Genomic DNA, 21,968 nt, shown 5'->3' on the forward strand with positions numbered 1-21,968 from the left:
GGCAGGCACCGCGTCGACAAGGCCGCCGGCCCCGTGGCCGGCAGCTCCCTCGCCATCTACCTGACGTGGCAGATCTACCCGCTCGCCGACGGCTTCTCGAAGCACCTCGCTTTCGCCACCTCACTCGCCTTCGGCATCGCCTGCGCCTCGGCCGTCGCCCGGCTGGGCGCCGCCCGAGCGATGGCGGACGAGGAAGCCGGTGAGAGTCCGGCGCGGTCCCGCCACTGTGACTGGCGAGCGACTGCCACGCGTGGCCACCGCCACCTACACCTCCATGAGCCAGGTCGCCGCCGACGCTTTCGGCCTGACCATGCGCAACGTGACCTTCCGGCTCGGCGACTCCCGCATGCCGCTGACCCCGCCGCACGGCGGCTCCATGACCATGGCCATGGTCGGCTCCGCCGTCCAGGACGGCTGCGACAAGCTGCGCAAGCAGGCGATCCAACTCGCCGTCGAGGACGAGGACTCGCCGCTGTACGGCGCCGACGCCGCCACCGTCCTCGTACGCGGCGGCCGACTGCACGTGAAGGACAACCCCGGGCGCGGAGAGACGTACCAGCGGCTGCCGGCCCGCGACAACCGCACCCACCTCGACACGCTCGGCTCCTACGCTCCCGAAGAGTCCCACCGGTCCTCGGCGCACTCGGCTCGGCGTGTACGACGTGGGCCGGGTCATCAGCCCCAAGCTCGCCGACAGCCAGGCCCTCGGCCGCATGGTAGGCGGCATCGGGCAGGCCCTGCTGGAGCACGGGGTCATCGACCACCGCGACGGCCCGATCGTGAACGCCGACCTGGCCAACTACCTCGTCCCCGTCAACACCGACATCCCCGACCTCAAAGCCATCTACCTCGACGGCGAGGACTACGAGGCCGACCCCATCGGCGTCGAGGGCATCGGCGAAATCGTCCAGCTCGGTGTGGCAGCCGCCCCCCGCCACGCAGGGCACACCAGGGCCTGTCAGGAAGACCCGTCCATGCTGAACATCGCGGAAACGCTGTACGCCTGGTGCCGGGAAGCCCGTCCCCTCGCCCTCGCCACCGTCGTCGACGTCAGCGGCAGCGCACCTCTGCCCCCGGCACCGCCCTCACGGTGAGCGCGGACGGCGACGTGATCGGCAGCGTCTCCGGCGGCTGCGCGGAGGCAGCGGTCTACGAACTGTGCCGGGAAACGCTCGAATCGGGCGGTGCTCCGGTACTGACGCGCTTCGGCTACTCGGACTCCGACGCCTTCGCCGTGGGCCTGACCTGCGGTGGCGAGATCGAGATCCTGACACAGCGGGTGGACCCCGCGGTGCAGCCCCACCTCACCGCAGCCCTGGCCGAGGTGGTGGCGGGCCGGCCAGCCGCGGTGGCCCAGGTCGTGGGCGGCCCGCGAGGAGGCCGCGGAGAGCGAACCATCACCGACGGCGTCGGCCTGGTCGGCACCCGCGACGGCAATGTCGTACGCGTCAGACGAGACCGGGCCCTCTGCCGGTCAGGTCACGAGGCGAATTTCCTCAGGTCCGCGGCAAGTGAGGCGATGGCCGCGGGATTGCGCGGGCTTTCCACCAGCTCCGCGTAGTCGAGGACGACGATCCGGTCGTTCTTGATTGCCGAGACGCCGGCGAGCGGGGGGTAGGACTTCAGAAACTTCCGCTTCTGGTCCGCGGTGGTGTCTCCGTAATCGTTGATCACGATCACCTCGGGGTCTCGCTCGACCACGGTCTCCCAGCCCACCGTCGCCCAGCTGTCCTCGAGGTCCTTCATCACGTGATCGCCACCCGCCTTGGTGATGATGTCGTGCGGCCCGGCGTACAGACCCGAGGTCAGCGGCTTGTCCTGCCCGTCGTCGAAGAGGAAGACGCGCGGACGGTCAGCGCCCTTCAGGGCCTTCGCCTGCGCTGCGGCCACTTGCTTCCGGAAGTCCGCGATGAAGGCCTCGGCACGGTCCTCGACGTCGAAGATCTTTCCCAGGTTCCGCAGATCGGTGTACAGCGCTTCGAGCGGCGGCATCACCCCGCGTGCCTTTCCCTGCCCGTTGCGGCACGATTCGCTCAGCACATACGAGTCGATGCCCACCTTCTCCAGCTCGGCGGGACTGAAGCCCTCCCCCTCGTTGAAGCCGTAGTTCCAGCCCGCGAAGACCAGATCGGCGCGTGCATCGAGGACCAGCTCTTTGTTGATCGTCTTCTTCGAGAGCCACTTCGTCTTCTGGTAAGCGTCCTTCCAGGGAACGGATGTGAGATCGCCCCTGTCATCGGGCATCACATAGCCCGCCATACGGTCCTCGAGTCCGAGCGCGAACATGATTTCGGTGATGCCGACGTCATTGGTGACCACGCGCTGTGGCGCCTTGTCGTAGCTCTTCTTCTGGCCGCAGTTCTCGATGGTCACCGGATAGTGGCCGCCGCGTGCCTTGTCACCACCCCCCTCCTCGTCCTGAGAGGTGACCTCCGCGCCGCATCCGGTGAGCACCAGGGCGGTGGCGAGTGCGAGTGCAAAGGGGCGTACGAGATTCGGCATGATGGCCATGGCTCCTCATGAAGCGGGCTGAGTGGGCAGGAGACGGTCGAAGAGCAGCTGCACGGCGCCGGACTCCGGATGCGGTACACGGTGCGCCCGTACGCCGAAGACCTCGGCCAGCAATTCGGGCGTGAGCACGTCGTGCGGAGCGCCGGAGGCGACGATCCGGCCGCTGTCGATGACGTGGAGCAGGTCGCAGTGGAGCGCGGCGAGGTTGAGGTCGTGCAGCGCGGTGAGCACGGTCAGCCCACTGCCGCGCACCAGAGCCAGCACTTCCAACTGCTGGGCGATGTCGAGGTGGTTGGTCGGCTCGTCGAGCACCAGTACGCTCGGCTGCTGCGCGAGCGCGCGGGCGATCAGGACCCGCTGCTTCTCGCCGCCGGAGAGGGTGAGGAAGCCACGGTCGGCGAGATGGCCGGCGCCGACCCTCACCAGCGCGGACTCGCACGCCTTCCGGTCTTCGTCGGTGGTCCGGGCCACCGACCGCTGGTGCGGCAGCCGCCCCATCGCCACGACCTCGGCGACCGTGAAGTCGAACTCGGTGACCGCTTCCTGGGGCAGGGCGGCCAGCCGACGGGCGCCTTCGCGCGCGCTCAGGGAGTGCAGATCCTCACCGCCGAGCCGGACCGTGCCGGTCGAGGGACGCAGGGCCCGGTAGACGCAGCGCAACAGCGTTGATTTGCCGCTGCCGTTGGGCCCGACGAGCCCGACGACCTGTCCGTCCGCCGCGCGTAGCGTGGCCTCACTCACCAGCCGCGCGCCGGCGATCTCGACCGTCAGTGCGTCTATGTCGATCCGCATCAGGCACCTCCGAAGGTGTAGGAGCGGCGGCGCATCAGCAGGACGAAGCACGGCACGCCGATGACGGCGGTCAGCACGCCCACCGGCAGCTCGACGGGCGCGAGCACCACGCGCGACAGGATGTCCACCCAGATCAGCAGGACGGCGCCCGCGAGTGGGGCGACGGCCAGCAGCCGGCGATGGTCCGCGCCGACCAGCATTCGTGCGGCGTGCGGAACCATCAGACCGACGAAACCGATCGCACCGCTCACCGCGACCACGGCCCCTGTGACGGCGGCACAGACCAGGAACAGCTCCTTGCGCAGCCTCCCCGCGTCCACCCCGAGGGCGGCCGCGGTCTCGTCACCCATCGCGAGGGCGTTCAGGCGGCGCGCCGACACAGTGAGGTGGGCGAGGCCGGCGAGCACGGCTCCCGCGGCGATCGGCACGGAGGCCCAGTTGGCTCCGCCGAGGCTGCCGAGCAGCCACATCATCGCGGAGCGGGCCGCCTCGCCGCGTTCGGCCGCGAACACCATGGACGTGGTGACGGCCGAGAAGCCGTAGTACATCGCGGTGCCCGTCAGGACGAGCCGCAGCGGGGTCAGACCACCAGCGGTTCGGGCGATCGCGTACACCAGCGTCATGGCGAGCAGCGCGGAGAGGAACGCCGCCGTGGACAGGGCCCACAGACCGAGAGCGCCGAAGGCTCCGAAGAGGAGGACAGCATTGGCGCCGACGGCCGCGCCCGAGGAGATACCGAGGACGAACGGGTCGGCGAGGGCGTTGCGGACCATGGCCTGCACGGCGACGCCGACGGCCGACAGACCGGCCCCGACGACCGCGGCCAGCACGGCTCGCGGAAAGCGCAGTTCCCACACGATGGTGTACGCCGGGACTTCGTCATGGGATATGGATCCGCCGGTCAGCCCGGCCCACAGATGACGCAGCACCTCGCCCCACGACAGCCCCGACGCCCCCATCCCCGCCCCGCAGACGATGGAGAGCACGAGCGCGGCGCACAGGGCGGAAAGGAGGAGCGGCAATGACACGCGCTTGGACGGCGCGGGGCCGGTCACGGTGAGGGCCGTGGGTCGTGGCACCGCATGTTCGCATTCCAGGGGTGTGGCCACGGGCGGATCGCCTTCGCCTCAGGCCGTGCGCCCACGTGAGCAAAGGAGCGGCCCGGGACGCGGGGCGCCCTGTGCAGCACCCTCTCGCAGTCCACGGCGAATTGACAGGAGCCTTCACCACCGCGGGTAATCGGGCTTACGGAGCCACGTGTTGGGCTCCGCCTACCGTTGCGGGTCAGCGCCGGACTTCGACCGGACTTCCCCCGCGGGGCGCTTGCAGCATAGCGTGTACCCGCTGCGGGGCTTCGTACGGGAGCGGCCGGAGCTGACCGCCGCGCAGGTCGGGCTGTCGCCGGCCACGGCCCGGTCTGCGTTCGGGCACCGGGGTGTCGTCCTCGCCGGCGACCCGGCGGAGCGGCTTGCGGCCTGGACGCGCCGGCCCGCGGCGAGGACTCGCCCTCCGTGGTGCGGGGTGCCGCGATGAGCGGCCACAAGGTCGCGTTCCTGTTCTCCGGGCAGGGCACTCAGGGGCCCCGGGATGTGCCGGGAGCTGTACGCGTCGTCGCAGGTGTTCGCCGCGGCGTTCCACGAAGTCAGGTGCAGGGCCGGCGCGAAGTGCTCACCGTCCGTTCCTGCGAGCTGGCTGTCGAACAGTGGAGTAAGCCCGTTCCACGGTGCCGCACCCGGCGCCGTGGTTGGTATACCAGCCGGCCGTTCCGGTCCGAGCAGAGCGACCTTCATCGGCCGTGTGCGTGTCGCGTGTCCGTGCCCGGTACCCGCGGCGGTTTCGCGGCAGGATGGAGACAGGGCGAGGGCGCGTGCGGCCGTCCGGGACCGTGTGCGTGGCGAAAGGTGATCCGGCCATGGAGCTCACTCTGGTGGTGCTGATCATCATCGTGGGGCTGACGTTCGACTTCACCAACGGCTTCCACGACGCCGCGAACGCGATTGCCACCTCCATCTCCACCCGGGCCCTCACGCCCCGGATCGCCCTGGCCATGGCCGCCGTGATGAACTTCCTCGGCGCCTTCCTGGGCACCGAGGTAGCCAAGACCGTCGGCAGCGGCATCATCGGTGCACCTGAGGAACTGTCGGGCCTGCTGCTGGTGATGTGCGCGCTCATCGGCGCGATCGGCTGGAACATCTTCACCTGGTGGCGGGGGCTGCCGACCTCGTCGTCCCACGCCCTGATCGGCGGACTGGTCGGTGCCGCCCTCGCCGCCTCCGCCACCGTGCACTGGACCGGCATTGTGGACAAGGTCCTGCTGCCCATGCTGCTGTCCCCGCTGGTCGGCGTGGCCCTCGGCTACACACTGCACACGATCATCCTGTGGACGTTCCGCCGCTCCGCTCCGCGCCCCGTCACCCGCCGCTTCCGCATCGCGCAGACCATCTCAGCCGCCGCCATGGGTCTCGGACACGGGCTGCAGGACGCGCAGAAGACCATGGGCGTCATCGTCCTCGCCATGGTCACGGCCGGATGGCAGGACGACTTCTCCGTACCCCTTTGGGTGATCGCGGCCGTCGCCGCGGCTATGGCCGCCGGCACCTACAGCGGCGGACGCCGCATCATCACCACCCTCGGCCGACGAATCGTCCACCTCGACCCGCCGCGCGGCTTCGCCGCCGAGACCGCCGCCACGGCCGTCCTCTACACCACCGCGTTCGTCTTCAAGGCCCCGATCTCCACCACCCAGACGATCACCGCGGCCATCCTGGGCGCCGGCGCGACCCGGCGCATCAAGGCCGTGCGCTGGCAGGTGGCCCGTTCCATCGGCACCGCGTGGATCCTCACCTTCCCCGGAGCCGGTCTGCCCGCCGCTGCCCTCTACCTGATCCTGCAAGCCATCACTGGCCTGTGACCTCAGCGGAGGCCCACGATGCCCACCCCACCCACTCCCACGTCGGGCAGGCCACCACGCGCCGGACTCCCCGACGGCCTCCCCGTGCCAGCCCGCTTCGCCCATCTGCACCCCGACGACGGCGCCTGCCTGATGGAGGCGGCCTCCTTGCTGGCCACCGGCCGCTTCACCGACCGCCCGCCCGGCACCCATCCGGTACTCGCCGCGCTCGCCCGTGCGGTCAACGACGTCGTCGACGACACCACCCGCCAGGCCCTGTGGCCGCTGGCCGCCGATCTCGCCAACGCGGACCCCGCCGACCGCACCTACGGTCCGCTGCTGGTGGGCACGGTCGTGGACGCCGCCCGCCGCGTGCGGCCCGACTCTCGGCGCCTGAAATGCCGCAGCGCGGCCTGTCACGCCCGGGCCCAGCGGCTCGCCCGAGCCCGTACCTCGACGACACCGGCCCGCATCGCCGACACGCTGTGGTGGCACGGCCCCGGCCACCACCACTTCGAACACGCCCTCCGCGTCCTGCTCACCGCCCCCGACGCCGACCAGCGCCTGTCCCGGCTCCTTCACCGGGCCGTGACCGAGGCCCGGGTCCGAACCACCAGGGAACAGGCACCGACCCACTCGGAGAGCTCCTCGCAGCGCGGATGAATCCCGGCCTGCGAAGCCGGGCCGAATCCAGGCCATGGACAGCCGGCAGCTCCCGGCCGGGAACCACGTGACGGGCTCCGACATGGCGTCGTACACGACGTCCACCACGAACGCTGTTGCGACGACGGCGACGACGGCGACGACGGCGACGACAGCGGCGGTCGACTCGGCGGCAGCGAGCACGGGCAGGGCGGCTCTGGCCGCGAGCATCGTGCCGATCAGGGTGGCGCGTCGGCCGAGTCGGTCGGAGAGCCATCCGCACAGGAGCTGGCCGACGAGCCAGCCGACTCCGAATACGGCAATGGTCCGCCCTATCAGCTGTCCGGCTTGTCAGCCAAGCCAAACGATGTCGATGAGGCACAGGCGCTGCCCGGGCCGGTTTATCCAGTAGACGGCGCTCAAGGGCTATCCCGTAACTGTGGTCGCACCGGCACCTCTCGCCGAGTTTCGGTGCATGATCGGTGGCATGGATGCCGGCGCAGTGGCGTGGTTGGGGGCGGGGGCTGCTCTAGCGGGAGCGGCGCTAGGTGCTGGAGGCGCATTGGGGGCGGCCTATCTCAGCGGCAGGTCGCAGGCCCGGTCGACCCACGTGCAATGGCGTCGGCAAGTACGACGGGATGCCTATGCCGAGTTTCTTGCCGCTGCGATGGAGCACCACAACGTGACCGAAGAGGCACACCACCTCGTGCGGCGGGACCGGCAGGCACGTGACCAGATCAGGGAGACGTTCCGTCGGGGGCGCGAGTTACTGGGCGTTCTCGATCGGCGCGGAGCGGTGGTCGACGTTGAGGGACCGGAGCTGGTGGCGGCTGCCGCCCTGCGAGTCGTCGACTCCGAGCGGAAATGGGCGGCAACGGTCTTGGGCACGTGGTGCGTTACTCCTCCACGTCGCCTATTCCGTGACCACTTCCCACCTGACGAGCAGCGGGGATACGCGTTGGAGGCTCTGCGAGTCTTCCGGCGACTCGCGCGCACCGTGCTGGATGATCCAGGCGGTGCGCTGGCGCCGCGCACGTGACTCCAGGGGCGTTGTCAGGCCGCAAGGAGACGGGTGGCCGCACCACGGCCAACCACTCCCCGGGCAACTCACAGACCATTTACGGGACCCCGCTCAGCTGGCGGGCGGACGCGGAGCGAAAGTAGACGACCGATCCGGTGCCCTTGAGTCCCACGGCCGCGCCGATCTCGCGCACGTTGGGGACTGTCCCCCGTCCCTGCGATGTGGTCGCGGATGCGGCGTTGGCGATCGGTGAGGCCCATCCCGCCCACGGGGACAACGTTCGATTTCCTGCACAGGCCTGCCCGGCTTCACGGCTGCGTGGTCGGCTGATGTCCCGCGACATCGAACCTTGATCAGTGCCATCGAAGTTCAATGACCGCGAAGTTTGCCGCCGAAGGTTGGGCAAGCAGGCGCACACTCCTTGAGCTGGGCAGTTCTGCACGCAGCTGACCTGGCATGATGCCCCCATGGAAACTGGCTTCCCATGGGGGTCCAAGCCGACCGTCGATCTCCGCCTGTGGCGCCCCGACGCCATCGTGCTGTTCGACTGGCTGATGAGCACAGACCTGAACACCGTGCCGATCACGCACCCGGCTCAAAAGCAGGCTCTCGCTGACCTGTTGGCACGTACAAGCCTCATCGCCCCGGCACAGAAGGCACTTCCGCTCTTCCGATCACATTGGACTGTGTCGCAGCCGAAGCACGGAGACTAAGAACCGGCCCCGAAGGCTGCGCCCCGTACGGCGTCTTGGCGGCGGGCCACCGCCACGCCGATGACGCCGACGATCAGCAGGACGGCGACGGTGCCGAGGGTGAAGGCTTCGAACGCGGCACGGGAGACGCCCCAGACGTCGTGGAAGACGTAGTCGATGCCGACGAGTTGTTCCAGGACTCCGGGGAAGAGCGCCGACCACGACCCGATCAGGATCCACGCGTAGACGAGCGCCGCGCAAAGCAGGAAGCCGCGCGTGCCGAAGGGGACGCGATAGGGCCGCGGGACGTCCGTCCGGCGGATCCGCAGGACGACCAGCGCGGGAATGACGACCAGGTACGACAGCAGCAGGGTGGTGACCGCGACGGTGAGCACCACGGCGAACACGGCGCCGGCGTCGCCGTCCGCCACCTGCATGGCGACCAGCATGAAGACCGTGGCCACGGCGCCGGAGAGCAGGTTCGTTCGTACCGGCGTCCCGAGCCGGGGGTGGAAGGCGCCGAGCCCTCGCCTGAAGAAGCCCCCGTCGGCCGCGGCCATGGCCTGCATGCGGTCGCTGACGATCATCCAGGCGCTGCCCTGGGTGAGCAGGGCGAAGACGAACATGACGGCGGTGATCTTCAGCAGGGGGCCGGCCGCGCCGCCGTAGACACCGAAGACGAGGCGGGCGCCTTCCATGAAGCCGCCGATGCCCGTGACCTGGTCGGCGGGTACGACGGCAAGGAGGGCGAGGACCGGCAGCAGATAGCAGCAGGCCGCGACGGCCGCGGAGCGTCCGAGTGCGGCGGGCACGTCGCGCTGGGGGTCGTGCATCTCCTCGCCGGCGGCGTTGGGTGCCTCGAAGCCGACGTAGGCGAACAGCAGGATCGGCACGAGGGCGAGGAAGCCTGCGGTCGTCGGGGTGAAGCTGGTGTCGGTCAGGCCGTCGAAGCCGTGCTGCACCCCGTAGAACACAGCGGTGAGGGTGAACACGGCGAGGGCCAGTACCTTCATCGCCGCGCCCGCGGTGGTGATCCATTTGCCGCGGCGCAGGGACACGACGGCCGTGAGGATGGCGATCCAGACGAACAGCAGCTTGAAGGTGTAGTCGGCCACCGTGCCCGACCCCAGGTGGAAGACGAAGCCGTCCCAGGTCTGTGCGGCGAGGAAGACCAGGGAGCCGCCCAGCCAGATGGGGTTGGTAACCCAGTACATGAGCGTCGTGAGTGCGGCCGCGGAGCGGCCGAAGGCGAGCTTCACCCACACGTACGGGCCGCCCTCCTGGGGGAACGCGGCGCCGGTCTCGGCGAACAGCAGGGCGTAGGGGACGAGGAAGAACAGGGCGATGGCCGCCGTCCAGGTGGCGGCCTCGCCGCCGCCGGTGGCGATCTGCCCGACGGTGTCGAAGGAGATGACCGCCGCGATGGCCATGGCGGTGATGTCGAAGCGCTTGAGGCTGCGCTGGAGCGGAGAGGTTGCCGCTTGGGGTGGTCGCGACGTGATGTTGGAGGACACGGGCAGTTCCTAGGGGAAGGTGATGACTGCGGGGTGGCGCGTGCGGGGCGCCGGCAACGGCGTGGGGTTCCGTGTCAGTTGCTGCTGGGTGGGAGGCCGGCGGCATGCCGGCCTCCCCGGAGGGCGTCAGGCGGCGCGGATCTCACCGGTGGGTTCGGTGCGCTCCAGGACTCCGTGCAGAGCGGAGGCCGCTTCCTTGGCCTCGGCCTCCGTCATGATGAGCGGCGGGGACAGCACCAGGCTGTGAGCGGAGTCGCGGACGATGACGCCGGTCTCGCGGCGGATGACGTCGTGGGGCATCCGGTCGGGGTTCAGGGGCAGGGGCTCGCGGGTGGCGCGGTCCCGGACGAGTTCGACGGCGAGCATCATGCCGACGGAGCGGATCTCGCCGACGATCGGCAGGTCGCCCAGCTGGGCCTCCAGTTCGCTGTGGAGGAAGGCGCCCAGACTCGTCGCGCGGGCGAGGAGGCCCTCCTTCTCGATGAGGTCCAGGTTCGCGGTGGCCACCGCGGTGGCGACGGGGTGGCCGTTGTAGGTGTAGCCCATGGGGAAGCCGTGCTCGCGCAGCAGGACCTCGGCGATGTGGTCGCCCACCAGGAGCGCACCGAGCGGGACGTAGCCGGAGGTGATGCCCTTGGCGGTGACGATGATGTCCGGAGTGACGCCGAAGTGCTGGGCGGCGAACCACTTTCCGACGCGGCCGTAGGCGGTGACGACCTCGTCGAAGATCAGCAGGATGCCGTGCCGGTCGAGAACCTCCCGCACCCGCGGCCAGTAGTCGGCCGGCGGGACGAGCATGCCGCCGACTCCCATGATGGGTTCGCCGATCACCGCGGCGATGTTCTCGGGGCCGATGTCCGCGATGCGCTCCTCCAGTTCGCGGATGAGGAAGTCGGTGACCTGCGCGGGGCTCAGCGGCTGGTCGCCGTACAGCTCGGAGCGGTAGGGCCACGGCGGGGTCAGGTGGGAGACGTGCGGCATCATCGGGGCGAAGCCCTCGTGGTAGAGGGGGAAGCCGGTGGCCGAGCCGCCGCCGTAGCCGATGCCGTGGTACGCCTTGCTGCGTGCCAGGATCCAGGTCCGGCTGCTCTCCCCGCGCCGGTGGTGGTAGTACCGGGCCATCTTGATGGCCGCCTCGTTGCCCTCGGAGCCGCCCGAGGTGAAGTAGACGTGGTTGAGGGGGTCGGGGGCGATGGAGGCGAGGCGCGCGGCGAGTTCGATGGCGCGCTCGTTGGAGAACTCCCAGAAGCTGGTGAAGTACTCCAGTTTCTTCATCTGCTCGTGGGCGACGTCGGCCAGTTCCGTGCGGCCGTGGCCGACCTGGGCCAGCCAGAGGCCGCCGGTGGCGTCGAGGTAGCCGCGGCCCTCGCTGTCGGTGAGGCGGCAGCCGGAGCCGGAGGTCATGATGACGCGTTCGGTGGCGTTGCCCGGCAGGTAGGGGTGGATGATGTGCGCCCGGTCCAGCCGGGTGAGGTCTGCGGCGTCGAGGGCCATGAGTGGTGTGTCCTTTGTTGGATACCGGTGTTGCGTGGTGTGGGCGGAAGGTCTGTTGTCGCCGGCGCGGTCAGCCATGGGTGATCCAGGTCGTCTTCAGGCCGGTGTACTTGTCGAAGGAGTGCAGGGAGAGGTCGCGGCCGTGGCCGGACTGCTTGAATCCGCCGAAGGGGGTGAACGGGCTGAGCGCGTCGACGGTGTTGACGGACACGGTGCCCGCGTGCAGGGCGTCGGCGACGCGGTGGGCCCGGCCGAGGTCCCGGGTCCACACGGACGCGGCCAGTCCGTAGGCGGAGTCGTTGGCGAGGCGGACCGCCTCGGTTTCGTCGTGGAAGGGCAGCACGGTCAGCACCGGGCCGAACAGTTCCTCCCGGACGAGCGGGGCCTCGGGGCCGAGGCCGGTGACGACGGTGGGGTCGAGGTAGGCGCCGTCGCGGTCGGGCCGTGTGCCGCCGCACACGAGCGTGCCGTCCGATGAGCGCAGGGCTTCGAGGATGCGGTCCACCTGGGCCTGGTCGACGAGCGGTCCGAGGCGGGTCGCGGGGTCGAGCGGGTCGCCCGGCCGCCAGGCACGGGCGTGTTCGGCGACTCTGGCCGTGAACTCCTCGGCGACGGACGCCTCGACGAGCAGCCTGGTGTTGGCCGAGCACACCTGCCCGGCGTTGTAGACGAAGCCCCAGGCGGCGCGTTCCGCGGCGGTCTCCAGGTCGGCGTCGGCGAAGACCAGGTTGGGGCTCTTGCCGCCGGCCTCGGGCCAGACCTGCTTCATGTTCGACTCGGCCGCGTAGGCGAGGAAGCGCCGGGCCACGGCGGTGGACCCGGTGAAGACCAGGGTGTCCACGTCCGGGTGCAGACCGAGGGCCCGCCCGGTCGTATCCCCCGGGCCGGGGACGACGTTCAGCACGCCGTCGGGCAGTCCCGCTTCGGCGGCCAGTTCGGCCAGCAGCAGCGCGGACAGCGGGGACTGCTCGGCCGGTTTGAGTACGACGCTGTTGCCCACGGCCAGGGCCGGCGCCAGCTTCCAGCTCGCGATGTCCAGGGGGAAGTTCCAGGGCACCACGGCGCCGACGACGCCCAGCGGTGCGCGGCGCACGAGGGCGAGATTGCCGGGCGGGGCGGGGGCGACCTCGTCGTACAGCTTGTCGGCGGCCTCGGCGTACCAGGCGAAGACGCCGGCGGCGCCGGGCACGTCGGTGCTGTGGGACTCCGCGATGGGCTTGCCCATGTCGAGGGTGTCGCAGAGGGCGAGTTCCTCGCCGTGCTCCTCGATGAGGCGGGCGAGGGCGAGCAGGACCCGCTTGCGCTCCGCGGGCGCGCTGCGCGACCAGCGGCCGTCCTCGAAGGAGGTGCGGGCCGCGGTCACGGCCCGGTCGACGTCGGCGGCCGAGCCGGCCGCCACGTGGGCGGTGGTCTTGCCGGTGGCGGGGTTCACGGTCGGGATCCACCGGTCGTCGGCGGGGTCGGCCCACGCTCCGTCGATGAACAGGCGCGTCCGTGGCGTGAGGTCGGCGGCGCGCTGCCGCCAGTGGGCGTACATCTGCATGGTGTGGCCTTCGGTTGCGTCGTGGGACGTGGGTGAGCCGGTGCCCGTTCGGATCAGGTGCGGCGCGGGCCGTCTCGGAGCCCGCCGGCCGGGAACGGCGGCGCGACACAGGCGTGGCACTCCGCAGTGGAGTCCGCGCCGATTTCTTTGAGTCGAGATTCAAACAATAGGTGAAACGGCCGTCAAGACTCTCGGCAAGAGCTTCTTGCCAAGACTGATCCGGATCACAGAGAATCACGCACCATGGGGAAAGCAGGCAGACCACGCAACCAGACGGCACGCAGGCAGGCCCTCGTCTCCGCCGCCGGGCAGGCCATCGCGGAACGGGGGCTGGAGGGCCTGCGCATCAAGGACATCGCGGACGCGGCGGGCGTCTCCCAGGGCTCGGTCCTGTACTACTACCCCGAGCTCGACGACCTCGTCCTGGAGGTGCACCGGGGCGCGGTCGAGAGCTACCTGGCCTCCCGGCAGCAGGCCTACGACGAGGCGCCCGCCGACGGTCCCGCGGCACGGCTGCGCGCCCTGCTGGACAGCGGCCTGCCGAGCACGGCGGACGATCCGGTCCACGGGCTGCTGTACGAACTGCACCGGCGCGCCGGCCGCAGCCCGGGCCACGCCGAACTGATGACCTCGCTCTTCGCCCGGGAGGTCGCGCTCTACACCACCGCGCTCGAAGTCGGCGCGGCGACGGGCGTGTTCACCCTCACCGGGTCCGCGCACGATCAGGCGCACGGGCTGGTGGCGCTGGAAGACGGATACGGTCTGCACATCGTCAGCCACAACGCGGCTCTGCACCCGGCCAGGGCCCGTGAGCTGATGCTGGCCCATGCGCGGGCAGTGACGGGCTGCGCCGATCTGTAGGGTCCGGCGGCCACCGCTCGTCCACCCCTCCCCCGGAAACCGGCTGCCGGCTGCCGGCTGCCGGCTGCCGGCTCAGACCAGGCGGCGGGCGCCGATCTCCCGCAGCAGGTCCATCACCGCCCGGGCGCGGGCGGTCTGGGTCATGCCCTCCAGCGAGGCGATCGTGACTTCGAGCGGGCTGCCGTCCCGGAGCTGCAGTTCCGCGACCTCGCCGCCGCCGTAGGTCTGACTCGTCGCCGGCCGCTGGTTGAGCACGGAGTAGCCCAGTCCCCTGGCCACCAGGGAGCGCACGGTCTCGTAGCTCGTGGTCCGGTAGCGGACATCGGGCGCGGTGCCGGTGGCGGCCACCAGCGAGCGGAAGTAGTCGCGGCTGTGGGGCAGGTCCAGCAGGACGAGCGGTTCCGCGGAGAGCTCCGCCAGCTCCACACTGCCCCGACCGGCCAGCGGATGACCGGCCGGGACGATGACGTAGGCCGGGGCGCGGGCGATCGTCTCGCTGTACAGGGCCGGCTCGGCCGCCAGGCCAAGGTCGTAGGTGAGGGCGAAATCGACGCGCCCCGCGGCAAGGGCGCGCACGAGCTGGTCCGCCTCCCCCTCCACCACCTCGATCTCGATGCCTGGACAGCGGCTGGTGCACTCGCTGAACAGCGGCGGCAGGTAGTAGGGGGCCAGCGTCACGAAGCAGCCGACGGCCACCGGCCCGGAGAGGTTCTCGCCGTCTCCCCGCGCCTCCCGTTCCACCTCGCGGGCGCGGGCCAGCATGTCCCGCGCCTGCTGCCGCAGCCTCTCCCCGCCAGGTGTGAGGGTCAGTCCCCGGCCCCGCCGGCGGATGAACAGCTGCACCCGCAGGTCCCGCTCCAGGTTGAAGACGGCCGTGGACACGGCGGACTGCGCGATGTGCAGCTCCGCCGCGGCCTCCGTCATGGAACCGCGTTCGGCGGCGACGAGGAAATAGCGGAGCTGTACGAGGGTGAAACCCACTGGTGACGTCATGTGTGACCCTTGCGCCCGGTGATCCGTGTCGGTGCCGACCCTATGCGGCACCGTCCGCCGGTCCCGGTCAGTGCACCTGGCGGGCCTCGGGGGCCGTCCCGTCGGACACGTCCCCGGCGTGCAGCAGGGCGGAACCTGCGGTTTCCCGCAGGGACAGGGCTGCGACGAGACCGCCGGCGGCGAACACCATCAGGTACGGGCCCGGCACCAGGGTGCTGCCGGTCGCGGAGATGAGCACGGTCATCAGGTACGGCACGGTGCCGGCGAACAGGGCGGCGGTGACGTTGTAAGCGACGGACAGACCGCTCTGGCGCGTGCGGGTGGGAAAGGCCTCCGCCGCCCACACCGCGTACGTGCCGAGGATCGCCGCCAGGATCACGCCGAGCAGCAGACCGGCGATCCAGGTCCCGGCGAGCCCGGTCCTCATCAGGAGGAAGGCCGGGGTGGCGATGACCAGCAGGGCGGCCGTCGCCCCGACGAACACGGGCTTGCGTCCCACCCGGTCGGACAGCATGCCGAACAGCGGCACGAGCACGAGCCCGAGCAGTGAGATCACCGTGGACAGCAGGGCCGCACTGCCGGGCGAGTGCCCCAGGTGGTCGGTCTCGTAGGTGACCAGGTACGTCAGCACCGCGTAGAAGGGGACGTGCATGGCCGCCATCAGGCCCGCCGCCTGGAGCAGCTGCCGCTTGTGGGAGCGCAGCAGCTCCCGCACGGGACTGCGTGGGACGCTGCCGCTCGCTTCGAGCGTCCGGTATTCCGGGGTGTCCTCGATCTTGTCGCGGATGATGAAGCCGATGACGCCGAGCGGGGCGGAGATGAGGAACGGGATGCGCCAGCCCCAGGAGGTGAGCTGCTCGTCGTCGAGCCCGGTGGACAGCAGCAGGAAGACGAACGAGCCTGCCAGGAAGCCGAGCAGGGATCCGACCTCCAGCCAGCTCACACCCAATCCGCGACGGCGCCTGGGCGCGCTCTCGGCGAGAAAGCTCGCCGCGCTGCCGAACTCGCCGCCCGCGGCGAAGCCCTGGATCAGGCGCAGGAGAACCAGAAGCACCGGGGCGGCGATCCCGATCGACGCGTAGCCGGGCAGCAGACCGATCGCCAGGGTCGCGCCGGACATCATGAAGATGACCAAGGACAGGGTGCGCTTGCGGCCGATCCGGTCGCCCAGCGGCCCGAACACCAGGGCACCGATCGGCCGGATGCCGAACGACACGGCGAACACGCCGAACACGGCGAGCAGTCCGGTGGTGCTGTTCCCGGCGGGGAAGAACACGGTCGCGATGATACCGGCGAGATAGGCGTAGGCAGCCCAGTCGAACCAGTGCACGAACACGCCGACGGCTCCCGCGACGACGCTCCTGCGCAGGGCGACCACGTCGGTGGCCACCGCCGCGTCGGTCGTCGTAGCGCCGCTGTTACAGGTGCGCATGCGCGCCTCCTCGGGGGAATGGGTGGAGAAGCAAGTCACACTGGGCCGGGACCGCCGGCGCCGCGCCCTCAGAGCGCGGGCCTGCCGGTCAGAGAGGCGGGGCTGGTGAGCTCAAGCAGTTCCGCCTCGGTCAGCAGCTCGCGCTCGCGTATCAGCTCGAGCGCGGGCCTGCCGGTGTGGTGGGCCTCCAGCGCGACGGCGCAGGCGGTCTCGTAGCCGAGCGCGGGGCCGAGCGCGGTGACCAGTCCGGTGGAGGCGGCGACGGTTGCCGCGAGCCGGTCCCGGTTGGCGGTGATGCCGCGTACGCAGTGCTCGGCGAGGATCGCGATCCCCGCCGTCAGGTGGTCGATGCCGGCGCTCACACTCCGGTAGATGACCGGCTCGAAGGCGTTGAGCTGGAGCTGGCCGCCCTCGGCCGCGAGGGTGACGGTCACGTCGTTGCCGATGACCTCGAAGGCGATCTGATTGACCGCCTCGGGGATCACCGGATTCACTTTGCCGGGCATGATGGACGAACCCGCCTGCCGCGCGGGGAGGTTGATCTCGCCGAGTCCGGCTTGCGGTCCCGATGACAGCAGCCGCAGGTCGTTGCAGATCTTGGACAGTTTCACGGCGATGCGCTTGAGCACGCCGGACAGCTGGACGAAGACCCCGACGTCCTGGGTGGCCTCGATGAGGTCGGGCGAGGACACGAGTGTCGTGATCCCTGTCAGCCGGCGCAGGTGCTCCACCGCCCGCTCCCGGTAGCCCGGGCGGGCGTTGAGCCCGGTGCCGATCGCCGTGCCGCCGAGGTTGAGTTCGTGCAGCAGCCCTCTGGCCTCGGCGAGCCGCTGTTCGTCCTCGGCGAGGGTGGCGGCGAACGCCCCGAACTCCTGGCCGAGCGTCATGGGCACGGCGTCCTGCAGCTGGGTGCGGCCCATCTTCAGCACGTCGGCGAACTCGGTGGCCTTGGTCCCGAAGGCCGCGCGCAGGCCGGCCAGGGCGGCGAGCAATTCGGCGACGTGCGCGTCCAGCGCCAGTTTCAACGCCGTCGGGTAGACGTCGTTGGTGCTCTGACCGAGGTTGACGTGGTCGAGGGGGTGCAGGACCGCGTACGCGCCGCGGGAGCGTCCGAGCAGTTCCAGGGCGCGGTTGGCGATCACCTCGTTGGCGTTCATGTTGGTCGACGTGCCCGCCCCGCCCTGGATGAGGTCGACCACGAACTGGTCCCGCAGCGCGCCGTCACGGATCTCGGCGCAGGCGTCCGCAATCGCCGAGGCGAGGGTGCCGTCCAGGGCGCCGACCTCGGCGTTGGCGTGGGCCGCGGCGTGCTTCACCGCCGCCAGGGCGCCGATCAGGTGCGGCCGGGTGGCCAGGGTCTCCCCCGTGAGCGGGAAATTGGCCACCGCGCGGGCGGTGTGCGCACCGTAGTAGGCGTCCGCCGGCACGTCGACGTCGCCGAGCATGTCGTGCTCCGTCCGGCGCCTGGTGCCGGCCGGGGCGGTGCGCGTGGGGTCTGTGGTCAGGGTCATCGATGTCCTTCGAGGCGTCGGGGATCGAGGGGACCTGTGGACGACACACCGGGACGGGTCCCGCTGCCGCGGCAACGCCCGGTGGACGCGCCCCAGAGGCCGTCACCGGGGCGCCGGCGTCCGTCCACGCCCGGCCGAGTGCGCGGGCCGTCACCGTGTACCGGCCGGGGCCGGCCCACGCGTGGCCTGCGTCGAAGACGTCGGTGCGGCGCCGGGCGGCCGCGGTCGGCCGCAGGTGGCGGTGGCGCGCCTGATCGAGCCGGCCGGCGGCGACCGCCGCCGCACCGGAGTGGGCGGGGCGTGACCTCGCCCGGGTCCTTCCGCGGCGCGCGTCCGGCCGGTGCGGTCGCGGCGGCCGTCCCCGTCACGCCGCCCCTCCCCCGGCCGGCGCGCCGCGGTCCACGCCGGTCCAGGCCAGCGCGACCGCCCCGTCGAGCAGGGCCCGCTGCGCGGTGCCGCCCACGCAGTACGCGGCGAACTCGTGCTGGTGGTTGGTGGCGGGCAGGGATCCGATGCCGATGTAGGGGTGGATGGCCGGCACCACCTGCGAGACGTTGCCCATGTCGGTGGAGGCCCGGTTCATCCGCGCGGCCTGCCCGGGCGGCGCGAACTCCCGCCCGAGCGCGAGGGCGTTCGCCCGGTAGTGCCGGAGGGCGGCCTCGTCCGTGCGGAACTCCGCGTACGGCTTGCTCTCCGGCTCGATCTCCAGCTCGCAGCCGGTCGCCAGGGCTCCGGCCTCGAAGGCCCGCATCACCCGTGGCTCCAGCTCGGCCAGTTCGGCGAGCGTCTCGGCCCGCACGTACCACCGTCCGGTCGACCGCTCCGGGATGGCGTTCGGGGCGTCCCCGGCGTGCGTCACCACACCGTGCACCCGGGCCGAGGCCGGCAGCTGCTGGCGCAGCAGGCCGATCGCGACCTGGGCCACGGTGAACGCGTCCGCCGCGTTCACCCCGGCCTCCGGATAGGCCGCGGCGTGCGCGGACTTGCCGGTGTAGGAGATCTTGGAGTGGCTGACCGCGAACGGGCGGGCCTCGGCGACGTCGACCGGCGCCGGATGCACCATCATCGCGAGGTCCACTCCGGCGAAGGCGCCCCGGTCGAGCATCTCGATCTTGCCGCCGCCGCCTTCCTCGGCCGGCGTCCCGTAGACCTCGACGGTCAGGCCGGCCTCGTCGGCGACGGCGGCGAGGCCGAGGGCGGCCCCGACCGCACTCGCCGCGATGAGGTTGTGTCCGCACGCGTGGCCCAGGCCCGGCAGCGCGTCGTACTCGGCGCACAGCGCGATCCGGACGGGCCCGCTGCCGAAGCGGGCGTAGAACGCGGTCTCCAGGCCCAGATACGACGACGTGACGTCGAATCCGGCGCGGTCCAGCAGTTCCGGCACGGAGGCGGCGGCCCGGTGTTCCTCCCAGGCCGTCTCCGGGTCGGCGTGCAGCCGCTCGGAAAGACCGATCAGTTCGTCGGCATGACGGTCGACCGCCTGCCGGGCCGCCTCTTTCAGCGCGCCCATCACTGGTCCCCCGGGACGCCGTACGAGGGGGCGGAAGCGGGATCGACTCCACGCCGCACATAGTCGTCCCGCTGCGGCAGCCAGACGTCGAGGAGCTCGCCGAGCCGCTCCAAGGGATCGTCCGCCCAGTCCACCCGCAGGTCGGTCACCCGCCAGCCGACGTCCGCGACGACCGCCAGACCCGCGGAGTACACCGGCCCTTCCTCGCCGCCGGCCGCGACGGCGGCCTTCATGGCAGCGAGCAGACGCTCTTCGAGCTCCCCGGTGGCCGCGGCGTAGGCGTCGAGGAGAACACCGGGGATGTGCTCGCCGGACAGCATGTTGCCGGCGGCCACCGCGCCGTCCGCGGTGGCCGAGGCGTGCCTGCCCAGCGTCCGCGAACCGCTGTGGGCGAACCCGGGCCCGGAACGGCCCAGCACGGTCAGCTGACGGTATTCGATGGTGTTCGCGTTCCGGGCCGCACCGGTGACGTCGGCCAGCGCGCGGGCCGCGTCGCCGTGGGCCGCCAGCCCGTCCAACAGGCTCGTGCCGAGCGTGGGGTCGGTGACGTTCTGCGAAGCCGCCGCGCCGACCCCGGGCCGCAGATGAACGACCCGGGCGGCGACCGCCGGGCTCGACGAGCTGGCCGCTATGCCGAACCGCTCACCGTCGCGGACCACCAGGGAGAACGTCATGCCCGCTCCTCCCCGGGGATCACGGCGACGGCGTCGATCTCGCACAGCCACTCCGGGCGGGCGAGGGCCGAGACCACCAGGCCGGTGGAGATGGGATGCACGCCCTTGGTCCAGCGGCCCACGGTGCGGTACACCGCCTCGCGGTAGCGCGGGTCGATCAGATAGATGGTCAGCTTGACCAGGTGCTCCATCCGGCTGCCTGCCTCTTCGAGCAGCATCTTGATGTTCGCCATGGCCTGCTCGGCCTGCGCCTCGACATCGCCGATGCCGACGGATTCGCTGGTGTCGAGGTCCTGGCCGATCTGGCCCCGGACGTACACCGTGCCGCCGGCGACGACGGCCTGGCAGAGGTCGTTGTCGAGGTTCTGCTCGGGATAGGTGTCGCGCGTGTTGAACGGACGGATCCGGGTGTGCCCGCCGGCGACGATCGGGGCCTTCACCGGGCGGCCCTCGCTCGTGGAGGTCATTGTCTGCTCCTCAGCTCTTCCGAGTCGCCGGCGCAGCGCCGGCCCGGTCGGTGGTGTCGTACGCGAGGTAGCCCCGCCGGGTCGTGATGTGGTCGGCGATGTGCCGGGCGTCATGCCAGACACCCCAGATGAAGCTCGACCCGCGGCGGGACAGCCAGGGCAGGCCCAGGAAGTAGACGCCGGGCTCGCTGGACACTCCTCGTCGCTGGTCCGGTCGGCCGTTGTCGTCGAACGCGTCGACCTCGAGCCAGCTGTAATCGGTGGCGAAGCCCGTTGCCCAGACGATCGAGGTGACGCCTGCCTCGGCCAGGTCGAGCTCCAGTCGGGGTTCGGTCACGCATTGCGGGTCCGGCCCGAGGACGTGGGCCTCCGGCTCCTCGGGAAGGGCGAGACCATTGCGCTCGACGTACTCGTCGGCCGACCGGAGGAGCGCCAGGTACTTGGCGTCGCCGAGCGCGATGTTCGTGGCGAGGTCCGGTGCGAAACGCAGTACGCCGTCGTCGTAGGACGCGGTCAGGCCCACGAGTTCGATGCCGGTGCCGGCCAGGGCACGGAAGTCCACGGTGTGCCCGCCGCGGGCTCCGCTGACCGCGATGGTGACATGTTCGGCACCTCGGGGAGGCGTCTCCGCGTCCCAGAGCCCGAGCACACCGAGCCACCAGCAGAAGTCACGTCCGCGGTACTCGCGGGGAGGACGGTCGTGCGGACCGACGGAAAGGAAGACCCGGCGACCGGACCGGCGCAGCTCGTCGGCGATCTGGACCCCCGAGGAGCCGGCCCCGACCACGAGGACCGCGCCCTCGGGAAGCTGCTCCGGGTTGCGGTAGCCGCTTGAGTGGATCTGCACGTCGACGGCGCCGTGCGGGACGATGGGCGGGATCACGGGCCGCTGGAACGGTCCGGTCGCAGCCACGACGAACTGTGCGTCGATGGCACCCTCCGACGTCTCGACCCGGAAGCCGGGACGACCGGCGCGCTTGCGCACCGAGGTCACCTCGACACCGCAACGGATCGGGGCACCGATCTTCTCGGCGTACGTGACGAAGTAGTCCGCGACCTGATCCTTCGAGGCGAAGTCATCGGGGTCGACATCGGAGAACTCCAGCCCCGGGAACCGGTCGTGCCACGCGGGCCCGTTCGCGACCAGGGAATCCCACCGCTCCGAACGCCACCGCTCGGCGATACGGTGCCGCTCCAGCACGATGTGCGGCACACCGTGGGCCCCCAGGTGCTCGCTCATCGCCACACCTGCCTGGCCCGCACCGACGACGACTACGTCAGTCTCTTCGCTCGGCATTTCAGCCTCTCCACTCAGGCGGTAGTCCATCCCGGTGTCGCGTTGACCTGCGCTACCGCACGACACATCCTCGGGGCGCACCTGAAAAACTGTCCAACAGATGTTTCTGTTGAATGCGATCTGA

General features: G+C 70.9%; 19 protein-coding genes, 1 pseudogene and 2 riboswitches. Of the genes and pseudogenes, 7 read left to right on the forward strand and 13 right to left on the reverse strand.

All coding sequences use genetic code 11. The features are described 5' to 3' along the window. Window positions 1-195: 195 nt before the first annotated feature. Window positions 196-284: riboswitch (cobalamin riboswitch) on the forward strand. Together ACF08N_RS00075 and ACF08N_RS00080 are read left to right on the forward strand one after the other, a co-directional pair. Then, window positions 263-1,094 (forward strand): annotated as a pseudogene (locus ACF08N_RS00075) (molybdopterin cofactor-binding domain-containing protein); the annotation flags it as partial. Its footprint overlaps the riboswitch before it by 22 nt. After that, entirely contained in the window at window positions 1,091-1,561 is a 471-nt protein-coding gene (locus ACF08N_RS00080; RefSeq protein WP_392322246.1) for an XdhC family protein, read from the forward strand. The pseudogene ACF08N_RS00075 and the gene ACF08N_RS00080, both read left to right, overlap by 4 nt. Here ACF08N_RS00080 and ACF08N_RS00085 read toward each other — a convergent pair. From ACF08N_RS00085 to ACF08N_RS00095, 3 genes are read right to left on the reverse strand one after another with little or no spacing between them, the layout of a single operon-like run. After that, window positions 1,480-2,502 carry an ABC transporter substrate-binding protein gene (locus tag ACF08N_RS00085; protein WP_392322854.1) on the reverse strand — a complete coding sequence of 341 codons (1,023 nt, stop codon included), beginning with the start codon at window positions 2,500-2,502 and terminating at the stop codon, window positions 1,480-1,482. The genes ACF08N_RS00080 and ACF08N_RS00085 overlap by 82 nt on opposite strands. A 15-nt stretch (window positions 2,503-2,517) precedes the next feature. After that, window positions 2,518-3,303: an ABC transporter ATP-binding protein gene (locus ACF08N_RS00090; RefSeq protein ID WP_392322247.1), complete on the reverse strand. Its 786-nt coding sequence runs from the start codon at window positions 3,301-3,303 to the stop codon at window positions 2,518-2,520. Then, the gene (locus tag ACF08N_RS00095) at window positions 3,303-4,382 is read right to left on the reverse strand and encodes a FecCD family ABC transporter permease (RefSeq protein WP_392322248.1); all 1,080 of its coding nucleotides are present in this window, start codon (window positions 4,380-4,382) and stop codon (window positions 3,303-3,305) included. Before ACF08N_RS00095 ends, ACF08N_RS00090 begins: the two co-directional genes overlap by 1 nt. A gap of 133 nt (window positions 4,383-4,515) precedes the next feature. Further along, a riboswitch (cobalamin riboswitch) is annotated at window positions 4,516-4,649 on the reverse strand. A gap of 566 nt (window positions 4,650-5,215) precedes the next feature. Between ACF08N_RS00095 and ACF08N_RS00100 the strand changes: the two genes are divergently transcribed. The 4 genes from ACF08N_RS00100 to ACF08N_RS00115 all read left to right on the forward strand — a co-directional run bounded on the left by ACF08N_RS00100 (window position 5,216) and on the right by ACF08N_RS00115 (window position 8,569). After that, window positions 5,216-6,214: an anion permease gene (locus ACF08N_RS00100; RefSeq protein WP_392322249.1), complete on the forward strand. Its 999-nt coding sequence runs from the start codon at window positions 5,216-5,218 to the stop codon at window positions 6,212-6,214. Between the two features lie 18 nt (window positions 6,215-6,232). Next, on the forward strand, window positions 6,233-6,856 hold the full coding sequence (locus tag ACF08N_RS00105; RefSeq protein ID WP_392322250.1) for a hypothetical protein: 624 nt from the start codon (window positions 6,233-6,235) through the stop codon (window positions 6,854-6,856). A gap of 661 nt (window positions 6,857-7,517) precedes the next feature. After that, complete coding sequence (locus ACF08N_RS00110; protein ID WP_392322251.1) at window positions 7,518-7,874, forward strand: hypothetical protein; 357 nt, start codon at window positions 7,518-7,520, stop codon at window positions 7,872-7,874. A 449-nt stretch (window positions 7,875-8,323) separates the two neighbouring features. Further along, window positions 8,324-8,569, forward strand: a complete 246-nt coding sequence (locus ACF08N_RS00115) for a hypothetical protein (protein WP_392322252.1) — start codon at window positions 8,324-8,326, stop codon at window positions 8,567-8,569. Here ACF08N_RS00115 and ACF08N_RS00120 read toward each other — a convergent pair. From ACF08N_RS00120 to ACF08N_RS00130, 3 genes are all read right to left on the reverse strand, one after another. Further along, window positions 8,566-10,062 carry an APC family permease gene (locus tag ACF08N_RS00120; protein WP_392322253.1) on the reverse strand — a complete coding sequence of 499 codons (1,497 nt, stop codon included), beginning with the start codon at window positions 10,060-10,062 and terminating at the stop codon, window positions 8,566-8,568. The two genes, ACF08N_RS00115 and ACF08N_RS00120, sit on opposite strands and share 4 nt — an antisense overlap. A gap of 126 nt (window positions 10,063-10,188) precedes the next feature. Then, entirely contained in the window at window positions 10,189-11,556 is a 1,368-nt protein-coding gene (locus tag ACF08N_RS00125; protein ID WP_392322254.1) for an aspartate aminotransferase family protein, read from the reverse strand. Window positions 11,557-11,626: 70 nt separating this feature from the next. Further along, window positions 11,627-13,099: an aldehyde dehydrogenase gene (locus tag ACF08N_RS00130; RefSeq protein ID WP_392322255.1), complete on the reverse strand. Its 1,473-nt coding sequence runs from the start codon at window positions 13,097-13,099 to the stop codon at window positions 11,627-11,629. Between the two features lie 243 nt (window positions 13,100-13,342). On the opposite strand from ACF08N_RS00130, the gene ACF08N_RS00135 reads away from it, so the two are divergent. After that, window positions 13,343-13,960: a TetR/AcrR family transcriptional regulator gene (locus tag ACF08N_RS00135; RefSeq protein ID WP_392322256.1), complete on the forward strand. Its 618-nt coding sequence runs from the start codon at window positions 13,343-13,345 to the stop codon at window positions 13,958-13,960. A gap of 72 nt (window positions 13,961-14,032) precedes the next feature. On the opposite strand, the gene ACF08N_RS00140 is transcribed toward ACF08N_RS00135, so the two are convergent. The 7 genes from ACF08N_RS00140 to ACF08N_RS00170 form a co-directional block, all read right to left on the reverse strand. Continuing rightward, window positions 14,033-14,953 (reverse strand): LysR family transcriptional regulator, encoded by a 921-nt coding sequence (locus ACF08N_RS00140; protein ID WP_392322257.1) that lies wholly within the window; start codon window positions 14,951-14,953, stop codon window positions 14,033-14,035. 67 nt (window positions 14,954-15,020) lie between these two features. After that, window positions 15,021-16,385, reverse strand: coding sequence for an MFS transporter (locus ACF08N_RS00145; protein WP_392322258.1), 1,365 nt, complete (start codon window positions 16,383-16,385; stop codon window positions 15,021-15,023). A 68-nt stretch (window positions 16,386-16,453) separates the two neighbouring features. Further along, on the reverse strand, window positions 16,454-17,896 hold the full coding sequence (locus ACF08N_RS00150; RefSeq protein ID WP_392322259.1) for an aspartate ammonia-lyase: 1,443 nt from the start codon (window positions 17,894-17,896) through the stop codon (window positions 16,454-16,456). Between the two features lie 364 nt (window positions 17,897-18,260). Then, window positions 18,261-19,406: a M20 family metallopeptidase gene (locus tag ACF08N_RS00155; protein WP_392322260.1), complete on the reverse strand. Its 1,146-nt coding sequence runs from the start codon at window positions 19,404-19,406 to the stop codon at window positions 18,261-18,263. Then, on the reverse strand, window positions 19,406-20,080 hold the full coding sequence (locus ACF08N_RS00160) for a DUF1028 domain-containing protein (RefSeq protein ID WP_392322261.1): 675 nt from the start codon (window positions 20,078-20,080) through the stop codon (window positions 19,406-19,408). The genes ACF08N_RS00155 and ACF08N_RS00160 overlap by 1 nt, the downstream gene beginning before the upstream one ends. Continuing rightward, window positions 20,077-20,547, reverse strand: coding sequence for a RidA family protein (locus ACF08N_RS00165; protein ID WP_392322262.1), 471 nt, complete (start codon window positions 20,545-20,547; stop codon window positions 20,077-20,079). The genes ACF08N_RS00160 and ACF08N_RS00165 overlap by 4 nt, the downstream gene beginning before the upstream one ends. Before the next feature lie 10 nt (window positions 20,548-20,557). Beyond that, window positions 20,558-21,874 (reverse strand): flavin-containing monooxygenase, encoded by a 1,317-nt coding sequence (locus ACF08N_RS00170; protein WP_392322263.1) that lies wholly within the window; start codon window positions 21,872-21,874, stop codon window positions 20,558-20,560. Window positions 21,875-21,968 lie beyond the last annotated feature (94 nt).

The organism is Streptomyces sp. NPDC015127, assembly GCF_043080095.1.
Taxonomy (GTDB): domain Bacteria; phylum Actinomycetota; class Actinomycetes; order Streptomycetales; family Streptomycetaceae; genus Streptomyces.